Genomic DNA, 15,839 nt, shown 5'->3' with positions numbered 1-15,839 from the left:
GCGGACGCTAGACACGTTGGTGCCTGCCATCACAGCAAGGGGCGCAATTGTAGAGAAGGGGCGTGGGCGGCGCAAGGGAATTGGTGATTATTTGAACAGTTCGTTCACACCACATTTTTTGCTTCACCACAAACCCCTGTGGGAGCGAGCTTGCTCGCGATGGCGGTATAACATTCGGTATTAATGTCGAATGTTATGCCCTCATCGCGAGCAAGCTCGCTCCCACAAGGGATTTGCAGCAGATTAGGACTTCTTGGCGGCAGCTTTCGCTTTAACACTACGCTGACGCTGCGCTTCGAACAGGCAAACGCCCGTCGCCACAGAAACGTTGAGGCTGCTGACGCTACCGGCCATCGGCAAATTCACCAGATAGTCGCAATGTTCACGAGTCAGTCGGCGCATGCCTTTGCCTTCGGCGCCCATGATCAGGATGGTCGGGCCGGTCAGGTCCTGGTCATACAGGCTGACCTCCGCTTCACCGGCCGTACCGACAACCCACAAGCCGCGCTGCTGGAGTTTTTCCAGGGTGCGCGCCAGGTTGGTCACTGCCACCAATGGAATCACTTCCGCCGCACCGCAGGCGATTTTTCGTACAACCGGAGTCAGGGTCGCTGACTTGTCCTTCGGCACAATCACTGCCAGCGCACCCGCGGCATCGGCGGAACGCAGGCAGGCACCGAGGTTGTGCGGATCGGTCACGCCGTCGAGCACCAGCAGCAACGGCGCGCCGTCGGTGCGATCGAGCAGCTCGTCGAGCATCGCCTCGCCCCAGACCTGGCTCGGACTCACGTCCGCGACCACGCCCTGGTGCACGCCTTCAACCCAGGCGTCCATTTCGCGGCGCTCGGCCTGGCCGACCTGAACCCGGTTTTCGTTGGCTAGCTCGATCAGCGTCTGGACCCGAGGATCATTACGCCCCTCGGCCAGCCAGATCTGCTTGACGCGTTTCGGGTGATGACGCAGCAACGCTTCAACAGCGTGTACGCCATAGATTTTTTCCAACTGACTCATGACTTGGCCTTAGGTTTACGCGCCCCGCCGCTTTTTGCTGGGGCCGAGCCCGCTTTTGGCGGGCCTTTACGATGTTTGCTCGGTTTGGCTGGCTTGCCGCCGGCAGCCTTTTCAGGCGCCGACCGTCCGGTCTTTCCCGTAGACGCCGCTTTACCGCCGCTTTTCGCGCCGGCGAGCAACGCCTGCTTCATTTCACGACTCTTGCGCACTTCAGCGTTTTTCGCCGCAGCATCACTCGGACGATAAGCCTCGACTGCCTTTTCCTTGGCAGGGCGACGACCGGTTTTCGCCGGTGCCGGCTCTGCTTCGGTTTTGGCGGCAGGTGCAGCGGTTTCGGTGCCGCGTTTTTTGCGGCCGATCGGTGCGCTGATGGTTGTGTCGGCCATCTCGAAGTCGATCTTGCGCTCGTCGAGGTCGACACGCATGACCCGCACTTCAACCGTGTCGCCAAGGCGGAAGCTGCGGCCAGTACGCTCACCGGCCAGGCGGTGGTGCACAGGATCGAAGTGGTAGTAGTCGCCCGGCAGCGCGGTGACGTGCACCAAGCCTTCGACGTAGATATCGGTCAGCTCGACGAACAGACCAAAGCCGGTGACAGCGGTGATCACACCCGGGAACGACTCGCCCACGCGATCCTTCATGAACTCGCACTTGAGCCAGTTCACGACATCGCGGGTCGCTTCGTCGGCACGTCGCTCGCTCATCGAGCACTGCTCGCCGAGTTGCTCCAGAGCCGCTTCGTCGTACGGATAGATACGCGCCTTCGGAATAGTCATCGCACCGGCACGGCGAACGTGCGGGGTATCCTGCTTCGAATGGATCACGCTGCGAATCGCCCGATGCGTGAGCAAGTCCGGGTAACGGCGGATCGGCGAGGTGAAGTGGGTGTAGGCCTCGTAATTCAGGCCGAAGTGACCCTGGTTATCGGCGCTGTACACCGCCTGGCTCAACGAACGCAGCATCACGGTCTGGATCAGGTGGAAATCCGGACGATCCTTGATACCGGCCAGCAGTGCCTGGTAATCCTTCGGCGACGGGCCGTCCTTGCCTTTGTGCAGGGACAGGCCGAGCTCGCCGAGGAACGCGCGCAGTTTTTCCAGGCGCTCCGGCGGCGGGCCGTCGTGAACGCGGTACAACGCAGGAATTTCGTGCTTCTTCAGGAATTCGGCGGTGGCCACGTTGGCCGCCAGCATGCATTCCTCGATCAGCTTGTGCGCGTCGTTGCGAATTGTAGGACGGATTTCCGCGATCTTGCGCTCGGAACCGAAGATGATCCGGGTTTCCTGGGTTTCAAAATCGATCGCGCCGCGCACATGACGAGCGGCCAGCAACACCTTGTACAGCGAATACAGCTGCTTGAGGTGCGGCACGACGTCGGTGTATTCGCCACGCAGCTTGCGCGCTTCGGTGGCTTTCGGCGTTTCCAGCATCGCGCTGACCTTGTTGTAGGTCAGGCGGGCGTGGGAGTGGATCACAGCCTCGTAGAAGCAGTAATCGGTCATCTCGCCGGATTTGGAGATGGTCATCTCGCAAACCATGGCCAGGCGATCGACCTGCGGGTTCAGCGAGCACAAGCCGTTGGACAGCTGCTCAGGCAGCATCGGGATCACGCGCTCGGGGAAGTACACCGAGTTACCCCGAACCTGAGCCTCGGCATCCAGTGCCGACCCGAGCTTCACGTAGCTGGAAACGTCGGCAATCGCCACGTACAACTTCCAGCCACCGGAGAACAGGCGCAGCTTGCCCGGACGGGCTTCGCAGTAGACCGCGTCATCAAAGTCGCGCGCATCTTCGCCGTCGATGGTGACGAACGGCAGATGACGCAGGTCGATGCGCTTCTCTTTGTCTTTCTCTTCGACTTCCGGCTTGAGCTTGCCGGCTTCCTTGAGTACGGCATCAGGCCATACGTGAGGAATGTCGTAGGTACGCAGGGCAACGTCGATCTCCATGCCCGGCGCCATGTAGTTGCCCACGACTTCAACCACGTCGCCTTGCGGCTGGAAGCGTGGTGTCGGCCAGTGAGTGATCTTCACTTCGACGAACTGACCGACCTGGGCGTTGGCGTTACGGCCCGGCGTCACCAGCACTTCCTGCTGGATCTTCGGGTTATCCGCGACAACGAAACCGATACCGCCTTCTTCGAAGTAGCGACCGACGATGGTCTCGTGAGCACGGGACACCACTTCGACGATCATGCCTTCGCGGCGACCGCGACGATCCAGCCCGGAAACACGCGCCAGTGCACGGTCGCCGTCAAACACCAGGCGCATTTGCGCCGGGCTCATGAACAGGTCGTCACTGCCGTCGTCCGGCACCAGGAAACCGAAGCCGTCACGGTGACCGCTGATGCGGCCCAGGATCAGGTCGAGCTTGTCTACCGGCGCATAAGTGCCACGGCGAGTGTAAATAAGCTGAGCATCGCGCTCCATGGCGCGCAGGCGGCGGCGCAGGGCTTCGATCTGGTCTTCTGTGGTCAGACCAAACTCCTCGACCAACTGCTCGCGGTTAGCGGGCGAACCCCGATCAGCAAGGTGCTGAAGGATCAGTTCGCGGCTAGGGATGGGGTTTTCATATTTTTCCGCTTCACGAGCGGCCTCGGGATCGAGGGACTGCCAATCGGCCATTAGAGAGTTTTCACCTTGTCTATATACGGGTTAGTTTGGCATAGGAGTAATGAAACGGGAAATTTCAGGCTAAGACGCCTCATCTAAAGCCCTTTATCGACACCAGGATGCTGACTTGAAGACCGCCGGTGAAATTTTTCAGGTTTTTTTGGTGTCGGGGGTTTACAGTTAAAAAGACGCTCCGTATAGTGCGCGCCATCGACGACGGACAACGTTGTCGATACTGCCCAGATGGTGAAATTGGTAGACACGCCAGCTTCAGGTGCTGGTGACCGCAAGGTCGTGGAAGTTCGAGTCTTCTTCTGGGCACCAATTTCGAGCTTGAGATTAGTTCAATTTCAAGACTCATTCAAAACCCGCGAAAGCGGGTTTTTGCATTTCTGGGGTTCTGATTTATTAATTTCAAATCAGGGGTTTACAGATCAAATTGCTCTCCGTATAGTGCGCCACATCAACAGCGGCAACGCTCGCGATGAATGCCCAGATGGTGAAATTGGTAGACACGCCAGCTTCAGGTGCTGGTGACCGCAAGGTCGTGGAAGTTCGAGTCTTCTTCTGGGCACCAATTCAAATTCAAGGTTACGGCCTGGAATTTCACAGAAACCCGCGAAAGCGGGTTTTTGCGTTTCTGGCGCTCGAAAAGCATACGCACTCCTGTAGGAGCTGCCGCAGGCTGCGATCTTTTGATTTTGGTTTTTAAGACCAAAAGCTCGCAGCCTGCGGCAGCTCCTACAAGGTCAATTGCGCCGCGCGAGACGCATTTGAGAAACAATATCGTTTATCATTGTTGCAAGTTTTTGCAATGCGACAGTGAGGAACCCTGCGAATGATGTTTCGAAATACCCTGCGCCGCTGCCTGACCACCACCCTGCTCGGCCTGGCACTCGCCACTCCCCTCACCCAGGCTGCCGATCCAGTTTCCCTGACGCTCTACAACGGCCAACACAAAGAAGTCGGCGATGCGGTCGCCAAAGCCTTCGAAGCCAAAACAGGCATTCACGTCAATGTGCGCAAAGGCAGCAGCAACCAGCTCGCCAGCCAGGTCGTCGAAGAAGGTGATCGCTCCCCCGCCGACGTGATCTACACCGAAGAGTCGCCGCCACTGAACAAACTCGGTGAGCAAGGCCTTCTGGCCAAGGCCGATGACACCACGCTGGCAGTTCTGCCCAAGGACTATGTCGCCGCTAACGGCACCTGGATTGGCGTCACCGCTCGGGTGCGCGTCGTCGCGTTCAACCCGAAACTGATCGACGAAAAAGACCTGCCGAAATCGGTGATGGAATTCTCCGATCCAAAATGGCAGGGCAAGGTCGGCTTCGTACCCACCAGCGGCGCATTCCAGGAACAAGCCGTGGCGATCATCAAGGTGCATGGCATGGAGGCTGCGGAAGAATGGCTGACCGGCCTGCGCGCCTTCGGCAAGACCTACAGCAACAACATGGTTGCCCTCAAAGCCGTGGAAAACGGCGAAGTGGCGACGGTATTGGTGAACAACTACTACTGGTTCGCGTTGCAGCGTGAAAAGGGCCAGCTCGATTCGAAACTGCATTACTTCACCGGCGGCGACGTCGGCGGACTGATCACCGTTTCCAGCGCCGCCGTGCTGAAATCCAGCAAACATCCAAAAGCAGCCCAACAATTGCTCGCCTATATGGCCAGCGAAGAAGGCCAGCGCGTGATCACCCAGACCACCGCCGAGTACCCGCTGCACAAAGGCATGCAATCGGATCGTGGCCTCAAGCCTTTCAGTGAGCTGCAAGCGCCGAAAGTTACGCCCGCCGACCTCGGCAATGCCGAAGAAGCCCTGGACCTGGAACGTGAGGTTGGCCTGAACTGATGAGCGCATCGCTATCCGCGTCCGCCGCGCCTGGCCGGTACGTGCCAGGGCGCAAGCGGCCTTCCATCTGGTTGGTTCTGCCGGTTCTTCTGCTGGTCGTGCTCAGCTTGCTACCCCTGGCTTACGTCGGCCTGAAAGCCTGGCAAGCGGGCTGGGCCGAAGCGCTGCACTTGCTGTGGCGACCTTATGTGTTTGGTCTGCTGCGCAATACCCTGGCGCTGATGATCGGCGTCACGCTGGCTTGCGGCGTGATTGGCCTGTCGCTGGCATGGCTGCTGGAACGCAGCAATCTGCCGGGGCGGCGCCTGTGGGGCGTGATTCTGTGCTTGCCGTTCGCCGTACCGGCGTTTGTCAGCAGTTTTACCTGGGTGTCGCTGAGCGCACATTTCGAAGGGCTCGGCGGGGCGATTCTGGTGATGAGTCTGTCCAAATACCCACTGATCTTTCTGCCGGTGGCCGCCACCCTGCGCAATCTCGACCCCTCACTGGAAGAGTCTGCCCGCACCCTGGGGCAAAATCGCTGGGGGGTGTTTTTCCGCGTCACCCTACCGCTGCTCTGGCCTTCGCTGCTGGCGGGGTCGCTGCTGATTGCCCTGCACATGCTGGTGGAATTCGGTGCGCTGTCGATCATCGGCCTGCAAACCTTCACCACCGCGATCTATCAACAGTTCGAGCTTGAGTTCAGCAACGCCAACGCCGCGATGCTCTCGGCGGTGTTGCTGGCGCTGTGCTTGATGTTGCTGTGGCTGGAATTGCGAGTTCGCGGCAAAGGCCGACACGTGCGCACAGGCCAGGGTGCGGCGCGACAGGCAGAACAGGTCCGATTGGGCTCCTGGGCGATGGCTGGGCAGCTTTATTGCCTGTTGCTGGCGATCATCGGCAGCGGCATTCCTCTGGGGATGCTGGCGTACTGGCTGGCCGCGGGCTCGTCGGCCGCGTTCCCGATTTCCGCGATCAGCGAGGCACTGCTGTCCTCCCTGGCCCTGTCCTTGGGTGGCGCGGCGTTTTGCCTGGTGCTGGCGTTGCCGGTGGGGTTGCTGGTGGTGCGCTACAAAGGCCCGCTGGCAATCTGGGCCGAGCGCTTGCCATATCTTCTGCATGCATTACCAGGATTGGTGATTGCGCTGACCCTGGTGTATTTCGCCCTGCACTATGTGCCGGTGCTGTACCAGACTTCAACGCTGTTGCTGATTGCTTATGCACTGCTGTTTCTACCGCTGGCCCAGGCGCCGATTCGCACGGCCCTGAACAAGGCTGCACCGCAACTGGAAGAGGCGGCACGCACGTTGGGCGCGTCTTCGTTCAGCGCGTTTATCCGGGTGACCCTGCCGATCATCTTTCCGGCGCTGGGTGCGGCGTTTGCGCTGGTGTTTCTGGATGCGATGAAGGAGCTGACGGCGACTTTGCTGTTGAGTCCGACCGGACTCAACACGCTGGCGACCGAGGTGTGGGCGCACACCGCGAATGTGGAGTTTGCGGCGGCGGCGCCTTATGCGGCGTTGTTGATATTGGTATCGGGGTTGCCTGTATACCTGCTAACGACCCGGATGTATTTGAGCCGTTAAGGCCGTCATCGCGAGCAAGCTCGCTCCCACATGTGTTTTGAGGCGTTCACAAATTTTGTGCCCGCCAACATTCATTGTGGGAGCGAGCTTGCTCGCGATAGCGTCAGCCCAGGCAAGACATCAAGCCCTGAACTGCCCCAGACTGGCTTTGAGCTGCGCCGCCAACCCATCCAGCACCTTGCCGCTGGCCGTGGTTTCTACCACCGCCTGGGCCGCCTTCTCGGCTTGCACATGAATGGTCTCGACCCGACCGCGCACCGCTTGGGCTCCCCGGGCCTGATGCTCGGCGGCCTGGGTCGCCAGACCGATCGCCGTGTGCACCTGCTCGACCGAAGCCTGCACCGATTGCTGCAACCGCGCGCTGTCACGCAAAACCAACAGGCCTTCACTGGCCTGACGCCCGGCCTGACCGATTGCCGCCACGGCTTCGCGTGCGCCTTGCTGCAACGCCACGATATGCGCCTGAATATCGCCGGTGGAGCTTTGCGTCTTGCTCGCCAACGCGCGCACTTCATCAGCCACCACTGCAAAGCCGCGCCCGGTTTCGCCGGCGCGCGCCGCTTCAATGGCCGCGTTCAGCGCCAGCAGGTTGGTCTGCTCGGCAATCCCGTGAATCACCGTCAGTACCACCTCGATCTGCTCACTCTGCTGTGCCAGGCGCTCGATCACTTGCGCCCCGGTATTAACCTGGCCAGCCAACGCCTCAATCAGGTTGCCGACTTTCGCCGAGGTCCGGGTGTTTTCGTCGGTAGCCTGACGAATATCCACCACCTGCTTCAATGCCGCTTGCATGGCCTGGCTTTCAGACTGCGCCTCATCCGCCATTCGCGACAAGGCTCGCAGACTTTCAGCCACCTCATCGCGCTGCATGCCTGCCGCCGCATCGGCCCCTGCGTTGCGCAACGTCATGGCACCGATTTCCACACCGGTACGCTGAGCGACATCACCCGCCTCGCGAACGATCGGCTGCAACTTGTCCACAAAGCGATTGACCGCCGAAGCCATATCGCCGATTTCGTCCTTGCTGCTGATCTGCACACGCTTGGTCAGATCGCCCTCGCCCGCCGCCAGGTCATCCATGGCGACAATCAACATCTTCAGGCGGTTGACGACTCGGCGCCCGAGCACGACCGCCAGCAACAGCAGGACACCAAAGCCCACCACAGCCAGACTCACACCAATACGCCAGCGCAGGGTTGTCGCGGCTTCCTGCACGGTACCGGTGGTATTGGCTTTCATTTCAGCGGCCGTGGACTGGGCCGACTGCAGACGTGCACGCATGGCTGCTGCACTGTCGGCCGCCGCGCCTTTGAGACTGTCGCCCACCAGTTGGTCGCCACTGGCAATCAACGCCGAGAAGCGCTTGTCCAATGCCGCCAGATCGGCCTCCACCGAAGCCGTCGAGACGCCCATCAAGACCTTGCCGATTTCCACGCCATTAGGATTGATCGAGGCCTCGATGTAGAAGACCGACGGATCGTTCTTCGCCGCATCCAGCACCTTGTCCAGCGCGCGCTCGCCCTGGCCTTTTTCCAGCAGGGCCTTGTTGATCGGGTTTTCCCGGTTGAGATAACGCGTCAGATGCTGGCCCGTGGCGTCGTCATACACAACGAACAGGACGTTGGGATTGCGCTGGGCCCGACGGGCGAACTCGGACAAGGTCGGAACGTCGTTGTCCCACATGGCGCGAGGAGCCACCGAGGCCAGAAGCTGCGCCATGTCGCTGGCGGAATCCTTCAGGTCTTTTTCCAGGGTCGAACGCAACTGCGCCTGCTCGTCCTCCAGTCGCGCAGACAAGCCGGCCGTGAGGCGTTGACGCGTACTGGCGGACAGGCTGTCGAGGCTCGACGTGACTTCACGTCCCGCCTGCTCGAGCTCACCGGACAGTTTTTGACTGTCCGCTCCCAGGCGCTGAGCGAGATCGGCTTCCAGCGCCGTCACGGTGCTCCGGGTCAGCGCGACTGCCACCAGCACCTGCACCAAAAGGGCGATACCAAGGGTAACGAATACGGGCCGCAACAAACGGCTTTGTAACAATGAGAGAACGGCCGACACTTGAAATTCCTCTGCATGTGCGCCATTAAATTGATGGCACGCCCGAAAGTGACGCTTTCGGCAAAGCTAATAGCAAAGGTCATGCCGTCCGACAGGCATAAACGACAAAGACCCCTATTAAGGGGCCTTTGTGTTTTACATCAACAACTTATCAAGCGAACGGATGACGCAGAACGATGGTTTCGTTGCGGTCCGGACCCGTCGAAATAATGTCGATCGGCGCGCCGATCAGCTCTTCGACGCGTTTGATGTAAGCACGGGCGTTAGCTGGCAGCTCTTCCAGGGTTTTGGCACCCACGGTCGACTCGGTCCAGCCCGGCACTTCTTCGTACACGGGCTGCAGGCCCACGTAGCTGTCAGCATCAGTCGGGGCAACGGCGTTGCCTTCTGCATCTTTGTAGCCGACGCAGATGTTGATGGTTTCCAGACCGTCGAGCACGTCCAGCTTGGTCAGGCAGATGCCCGAGATGCTGTTCACGTCGATAGCGCGACGCAGGATAACAGCGTCGAACCAGCCACAACGACGAGCACGGCCGGTAGTCGCGCCGAACTCGTGACCTTGTTTAGCCAGGTGGGCACCGACTTCGTCGAACAGCTCAGTCGGGAATGGACCCGACCCTACACGCGTGGTGTAAGCCTTGGTGATGCCCAGGATGTAGTCCAGGAACATAGGGCCAACACCCGAACCGGTAGCTACGCCGCCAGCGGTGGTGTTAGAGCTGGTCACGTACGGGTAGGTACCGTGGTCGATGTCCAGCAGGGAGCCTTGGGCGCCTTCGAACATGATGTCTTTGCCAGCGCGACGCAGGTCGTGCAACTCGGCAGTCACGTCCAGCATCAGCGGTTTGAGCAGCTGCGCATATTCTTTGCATTCGGCCAGGGTCTTGTCGAATTCGATGGCTGGCTCTTTGTAGTAACCCACCAGCATGAAGTTGTGGTAATCCACCAGTTCACGCAGTTTGTCTTCAAAGCGCGGCATGTTGAGCAGGTCGCCCACACGCAGGCCACGACGTGCAACCTTGTCTTCGTAGGCCGGGCCGATGCCGCGACCGGTGGTGCCGATCTTCAGCTCGCCGCGGGCCTTTTCACGGGCCTGGTCCAGCGCTACGTGGAAGGACAGGATCAGTGGGCAGGACGGGCTGATACGCAGGCGCTCGCGCACCGGTACGCCTTTTTCTTCCAGCTTGGTGATCTCGCGCAGCAGGGCGTCAGGTGCAACCACCACGCCGTTGCCGATCAGGCACTGCACGCCTTCGCGCAGTACGCCCGACGGGATCAGGTGCAAGACAGTTTTTTCGCCATCGATCACCAGGGTGTGGCCAGCGTTGTGGCCACCCTGGTAGCGCACTACGGCGGCAGCATGTTCGGTCAGCAGATCAACGATCTTGCCTTTGCCCTCATCACCCCACTGGGTGCCCAGGACTACGACATTCTTACCCATAACACTTGTCCTCATTCGCGCAAACTTGGTGCCGGCGGCAGCCGGCAGGAAAACTCAAGAAGCCAGTGGCGATACTTGCCAAAGCCCGTTCTGCTGAATCAATTGCCGGTCGCAGTCCGCTTCACGGGCGGCGGCCAATGGTTGTCCAGGCAAGGCCTGGACGACACGCTGACCCTCACTGCGCAACTGGCAAACCTGCTGCCAGAGTGCCGCATCCGTACTGTCAGGCATCCAGATACCGCCAGACGGTAGCTCGATCTCAGCACGCCCCAGGGTCACCAGGGTTTTCAAATCGGTAGAGAAGCCGGTTGCCGGTCGAGCGCGACCGAAATCGGCGCCGATGTCGTCGTAACGACCGCCCTGGGCAATGGACTGGCCAACACCCGGCACGAACACCGCGAACACCACACCGGTGTGGTAGTGGTAACCGCGCAGCTCGCCCAGGTCGAAGTACAGCGGAAGCTCCGGGAAACGCACGGACAGACGCTCGGCAATCGCCAGCAAGTCATCCAATGCAGCCAATACCGCGGCCGGGGCCTTGGCCAGACGCTCACGCGCAGCCGCCAGCACTTCACGGCCGCCACACAGGTCGACCAACGCGCGCAGCATGCCCGACAGGTCAGCCGGCAAGCCTTCGGTCAAGGTAATGACCTCATCGATGGCCTTACGTTGCAACGCATCGAACAACTGTTGTTCAACTTCACCGGACAAACCGGCGGCGCGGGCCAGGCCGCGGTAGATACCGACATGTCCCAGGTCCATGTGCACATCCGGCACATCGGCCAGTTGCAACATGGCGAGCATCAGGCTGATGACTTCAACGTCGCTGCTCGGGCTGGCATCGCCATACAACTCGGCGCCCAACTGGATCGGGCTGCGCGAGGACGACAGGGCACGTGGCTGAGCATGCAGCACGCTGCCGGCGTAGCACAGACGGCTCGGGCCTTCGCGGCGCAAGGTATGCGCATCGATGCGCGCCACCTGTGGCGTGATGTCGGCACGGAACCCCATCTGTCGGCCCGATTGCGGGTCGATGACCTTGAAGGTACGCAGATCCAGGTCCTGGCCCGCGCCGGTCAGCAGGGACTCCAGGTACTCGATATGGGGAGTCACGACAAACTCGTAACCCCAGCTCTGGAACAGATCCAACACCTGACGACGCGCAACTTCAATACGCGCCGCTTCCGGTGGCAGTACTTCTTCGATGCCATCTGGCAGTAGCCAGCGGTCTACCGTTGCCATTACGCCTTCCCCTGTATCCGGGCGGTCAGCCTGTGGCCGAGCCTTGAGTGAAGCAGAAAATGATCAGCCCATGTTCATAAATCAGGCGCAGGAGCAACGAAGCGAAACGCCTGCTACCGGCTTCGCCAATCACTTTCCTCGAAAAACCTGTCGAGCATTCAGCTCGGGCACCTGCATAAAACAGCATTCAAACATGCAGACGCAAAAAAGCCGGGAATTTCCCGGCTGCCGCATCATACACACGTTTTCCCAAAGGATCACCCCGCCAGAGGTTTTAGCCGCCCGGCGGGATGAATCAGGTCAACGCTGTATCAAGGCTTGGCTTTTTCCAGGTAATGGAAGAAGTCACTGCTTGGGTCGAGGACCATGACGTCGGATTTGTTCGCGAAGCTTTCACGGTAGGCACGCAGGCTACGGTAGAACGCGTAGAACTCCTGATCCTGACCGTAGGCCTTGGAGTAGATCGCTGCGGCCTGGGCATCACCGTCACCGCGAACCTCTTCAGATTCACGATAGGCTTCAGCCAGCAGTACGCGGCGCTGACGATCGGCGTCGGCGCGGATGCCTTCGGCCAGTTCGTTACCCTTGGCGCGGTGCTCGCGAGCTTCACGCTCCCGCTCGGTGCTCATACGTTCGAACACACTGCGGTTCACTTCCTTCGGCAGGTCGATGGTCTTGACCCGAACATCGACAACCTCGATGCCCAGCTCCTTTTCAGCCATCTTGTTCAGCGAAGCGGTGATATCCGCCATCAGCGCATCACGCTCACCGGACACTACTTCGTGCAAGGTGCGCTTACCGAACTGGTCACGCAGGCCCGATTCGAGACGACGGGACAGACGCTCGTCGGCGATCTGCTTGAGGCCGGAAGTCGCGGTGTAGTAACGCTCGGCGTCCTTCACCCGCCACTTGGCGTAGGCATCGACCATCACTGCTTTCTTTTCCAGCGTCAGGAAGCGTTGTGTCGGTGCATCCAGCGTCATCAGGCGTGCGTCAAATTTACGCACCTGGTTAACGTAAGGCACTTTCACATGCAGGCCTGGCTGAACATCGGTCTGGACCACGCGACCGAACTGCAGCAACACCGCACGCTCGGTCTGAGCCACGATGTAGAAGCAGTTCCAGGCAGCGATCGCCACGACGACGCCGGCAATAAGGGCGATCAGCGATTTATTGCTCATCAGCGACTCTCCCTGGTACGTGCTTGCTGTTGCTGCAGATCTGCTGCCGCACGCGCATTCGCTTCATTGCTGGTGGCTGCCGCACTGGTCACCGGAGTGCTGGTGCTGCGACCACTTTCGACCATTTTGTCCAGCGGCAGGTACAGCAGGTTGCTCTGGCCATTCTTGTTGCCGGTCACGAGAACCTTGCTGGTGTTACTGAAGACTTCCTGCATGGTGTCCAGGTACAGACGCTGGCGGGTGACTTCAGGTGCCTTGCGGTACTCGGCGACCAGCTTGGTGAAGCGATCGGCCTCACCCTTGGCGCGCGAGACGGTTTCGTCACGGTAGCCATTGGCATCTTCAAGGATGCGCTGGGCCTGACCACGGGCTTCCGGCACGACGCCGTTGGCATAGGTTTCAGCCTGGTTGCGCGAACGCTGCTCGTCTTCACGGGCGCGGATCACGTCATCAAAGGCTTCCTGCACTTCACGCGGTGCCGCTGCGCTCTGTACGTTGACCTGGGTGACGGTGATACCGGTGCGATAGGTATCCATGAAGCGTTGCAGGCGCTCCTTGATTTCGCTGGCCATCAATTCACGACCTTCGGTCAGCACCTGGTCCATTGCAGTGGAACCCACCACATGGCGCAGGGCGCTGTCGGTCGCATGCTGCAGGCTGATTTCCGGCTGATCGACGCTCAGCACGAAGTCCTGCAGGTTGCTGATCTTGTACTGCACGGTCAGCGGCACTTCGACGATGTTTTCGTCTTCAGTCAGCATTTGACCCTGCTTGGTGTACGCCCGCTCACGCGTGACGTTTTCCATGTACTTCTTGTCGATCGGCGGGAAGTAGATATTCAGGCCGGGACCGACGGTTTCGTAGTACTTGCCGAAGCGCAGCACCACGGCTTGCTCCTGCTCGTCGACGACATAGACCGCGCTGTACAGCCATACGGCCGCCAACACGACCAGACCGATGCCCAGCAGGCCGCCGAAGCCGCCGCTCTTGCCCGAACCACCACCATCATCCCCGCGTTTCTTGCCACCACCGAACAACCCGTTCAGGCTTTCCTGCAGCTTTCGGAAGGCCTCGTCGAGATCTGGCGGTCCCTTGCGGTCGCCGTTGTTACGACGCTTGCCACCCCAAGGATCCTGATTATTCGAGTTGCCACCCGGCTCATTCCAAGCCATAGCGCTCTCCATCTGATAAAGCAAAGACGCACCCACGGCGCGCCGACCAATGCTACAGAATGCCTGTCACCACGGCACAACCGCTTTCTCAGGCTTTTATTGCAAAGTGTGTTGCTCGATGAATTCCACCGGTTGCAAACCTTCGCGGCTCACCAGCCGATTCAGCTCGGCGCGTGGCAAACGAACGGCCAGCAAGCTGATGCCTTCATCGTCATGTTCTTCCTTCTGTACCGCACCGAGTTCGAAGAACTGCGCACGCAGTCGAGCAAATCGGTTCGGTAAGCGCAAGGTGCCAACAAACAAATCATCCCCAAGCAGTTCGGCCACGGCCTGCCTGAGCAGGTCCAGACCTGTACCGTCCTTGGCCGACAACCAGACACGTTGCGGCTTGCCATCGGCATCGCGCTGGATCTTCGGCTCCACGCCCTCGAGCAAATCGAGTTTGTTATAGACCTCCAGGATCGGCAAGTCTTGAGCCCCGATCTCGCCAAGCACCACCATGACCTGTTCAATCTGGGCCATGCGCTCGGGTTCATGGGAGTCGATCACATGCAGCAGCAGGTCGGAATTGCTCGACTCTTCGAGCGTAGCCCGAAATGCCTCGACCAGTTTGTGCGGCAGGTGACGGATGAAACCCACGGTGTCAGCCAGAACGATCGGCCCGAGGTCATCGAGTTCGAGTCGGCGCAGGGTCGGGTCGAGGGTGGCGAAGAGTTGGTCGGCGGCGAAAACTTCGGAATCGGTCACCGAGTTGAACAGCGTCGATTTGCCGGCGTTGGTGTAGCCCACCAGAGAAACCGTCGGTATGTCAGCCCGTTTGCGGCCACGACGCGACTGCTCGCGCTGGCTGCGGACCTTTTCCAGGCGCCCCTTGATCTGCCGCAGGCGAACCCGCAACAGACGCCGGTCGGTTTCCAGCTGGGTTTCACCCGGACCGCGCAAGCCGATACCGCCCTTCTGCCGCTCAAGGTGAGTCCAGCCGCGAACCAGCCGCGTACTCATGTACTCAAGCTGTGCCAGCTCAACCTGGAGCTTGCCTTCATGGGTGCGGGCGCGTTGGGCGAAGATATCGAGAATCAGACCCGTGCGGTCGATCACGCGACACTCGAAGATGCGTTCGAGGTTACGTTCCTGACTGGGCGTGAGGGTGTGATTGAAAATCACCAGATCTACCTGTTCGGCTTTGACCAGGTCGCGTAATTCTTCGACCTTACCGCTGCCAATCAGGTATTTGGCGGATGGCCGATGACGCGGCACGTTGAAAAACGCGACGGTCTCGGCGCCAGCCGAAATTGCCAACTCCTGAAACTCCTGCGGATCTTCGCGCGCCTCAGGGTCCTGTCCATCCAAGTGAACGAGAATGGCCCGTTCACCACCACCGTGGCGCTCAAAGAACAAAGGAGACTCCTATCAGGCGTTACCTGGCTCAGCATCACCTGCTTCGGATTCGGTTGCGCTAGGCAGACGAATTGGACGAACCGGCACTACTGTAGAGATAGCGTGTTTGTAGACCATTTGGCTGACGGTGTTTTTCAGCAGGATAACGAATTGGTCGAAAGACTCGATCGTACCTTGCAGTTTGATCCCGTTGACCAGGTAAATGGACACCCCAACTTTCTCTTTACGTAAGGTATTCAAGTAAGGGTCTTGTAGCGAATGCCCTTTTGACATGTGCCGCACTCCTTTAAGGATTCAATATAAAAAAATAGGT

The 15,839-nt window shown here is 59.7% G+C and carries 11 protein-coding genes and 2 tRNA genes; 4 read left to right on the top strand and 9 right to left on the bottom strand.

The window, feature by feature from the left end:
- Positions 1-243: 243 nt before the first annotated feature.
- Positions 244-1,011 carry a 23S rRNA (guanosine(2251)-2'-O)-methyltransferase RlmB gene (gene rlmB / locus ACA058_RS02560; RefSeq protein WP_007973273.1) on the bottom strand — a complete coding sequence of 256 codons (768 nt, stop codon included), beginning with the start codon at positions 1,009-1,011 and terminating at the stop codon, positions 244-246.
- Positions 1,008-3,635: a ribonuclease R gene (rnr, locus tag ACA058_RS02555; RefSeq protein ID WP_497637702.1), complete on the bottom strand. Its 2,628-nt coding sequence runs from the start codon at positions 3,633-3,635 to the stop codon at positions 1,008-1,010. The genes rlmB and rnr overlap by 4 nt, the downstream gene beginning before the upstream one ends.
- A 225-nt stretch (positions 3,636-3,860) precedes the next feature.
- Between rnr and ACA058_RS02550 the strand changes: the two genes are divergently transcribed.
- The 4 genes from ACA058_RS02550 (at position 3,861) to ACA058_RS02535 (ending at position 7,037) form a co-directional block, all read left to right on the top strand.
- Positions 3,861-3,947 (top strand) — tRNA-Leu (locus ACA058_RS02550).
- Positions 3,948-4,113: 166 nt separating this feature from the next.
- Positions 4,114-4,200 (top strand) — tRNA-Leu (locus ACA058_RS02545).
- Between the two features lie 261 nt (positions 4,201-4,461).
- On the top strand, positions 4,462-5,472 hold the full coding sequence (locus ACA058_RS02540; RefSeq protein ID WP_497637701.1) for an iron ABC transporter substrate-binding protein: 1,011 nt from the start codon (positions 4,462-4,464) through the stop codon (positions 5,470-5,472).
- A complete protein-coding gene (locus ACA058_RS02535; protein WP_497637700.1) occupies positions 5,472-7,037 on the top strand; it encodes an ABC transporter permease in 1,566 nt (521 codons plus the stop codon). The genes ACA058_RS02540 and ACA058_RS02535 overlap by 1 nt, the downstream gene beginning before the upstream one ends.
- Positions 7,038-7,157: 120 nt before the next feature.
- Here ACA058_RS02535 and ACA058_RS02530 read toward each other — a convergent pair whose 3' ends face one another.
- The 7 genes from ACA058_RS02530 to hfq all read right to left on the bottom strand — a co-directional run bounded on the left by ACA058_RS02530 (position 7,158) and on the right by hfq (position 15,799).
- A complete protein-coding gene (locus tag ACA058_RS02530; protein WP_497637699.1) occupies positions 7,158-9,092 on the bottom strand; it encodes a methyl-accepting chemotaxis protein in 1,935 nt (644 codons plus the stop codon).
- A 151-nt stretch (positions 9,093-9,243) separates the two neighbouring features.
- Entirely contained in the window at positions 9,244-10,533 is a 1,290-nt protein-coding gene (locus tag ACA058_RS02525; RefSeq protein ID WP_459730939.1) for an adenylosuccinate synthase, read from the bottom strand.
- A 54-nt stretch (positions 10,534-10,587) separates the two neighbouring features.
- Positions 10,588-11,775 carry an ATP phosphoribosyltransferase regulatory subunit gene (locus tag ACA058_RS02520; RefSeq protein ID WP_008064107.1) on the bottom strand — a complete coding sequence of 396 codons (1,188 nt, stop codon included), beginning with the start codon at positions 11,773-11,775 and terminating at the stop codon, positions 10,588-10,590.
- Between the two features lie 311 nt (positions 11,776-12,086).
- A complete protein-coding gene (hflC, locus tag ACA058_RS02515) occupies positions 12,087-12,956 on the bottom strand; it encodes a protease modulator HflC (RefSeq protein WP_497637698.1) in 870 nt (289 codons plus the stop codon).
- Positions 12,956-14,128 (bottom strand): FtsH protease activity modulator HflK, encoded by a 1,173-nt coding sequence (hflK, locus tag ACA058_RS02510; protein WP_497637697.1) that lies wholly within the window; start codon positions 14,126-14,128, stop codon positions 12,956-12,958. The genes hflC and hflK overlap by 1 nt, the downstream gene beginning before the upstream one ends.
- Before the next feature lie 96 nt (positions 14,129-14,224).
- A complete protein-coding gene (gene hflX, locus ACA058_RS02505; RefSeq protein WP_497637696.1) occupies positions 14,225-15,526 on the bottom strand; it encodes a ribosome rescue GTPase HflX in 1,302 nt (433 codons plus the stop codon).
- A gap of 12 nt (positions 15,527-15,538) precedes the next feature.
- Entirely contained in the window at positions 15,539-15,799 is a 261-nt protein-coding gene (hfq, locus tag ACA058_RS02500; protein WP_007902656.1) for an RNA chaperone Hfq, read from the bottom strand.
- Between the last annotated feature and the right edge of the window lie 40 nt (positions 15,800-15,839).

The organism is Pseudomonas sp. LBUM1649 (genome assembly GCF_059716155.1).
This window is presented reverse-complemented; position numbering and strand designations above follow the sequence as displayed.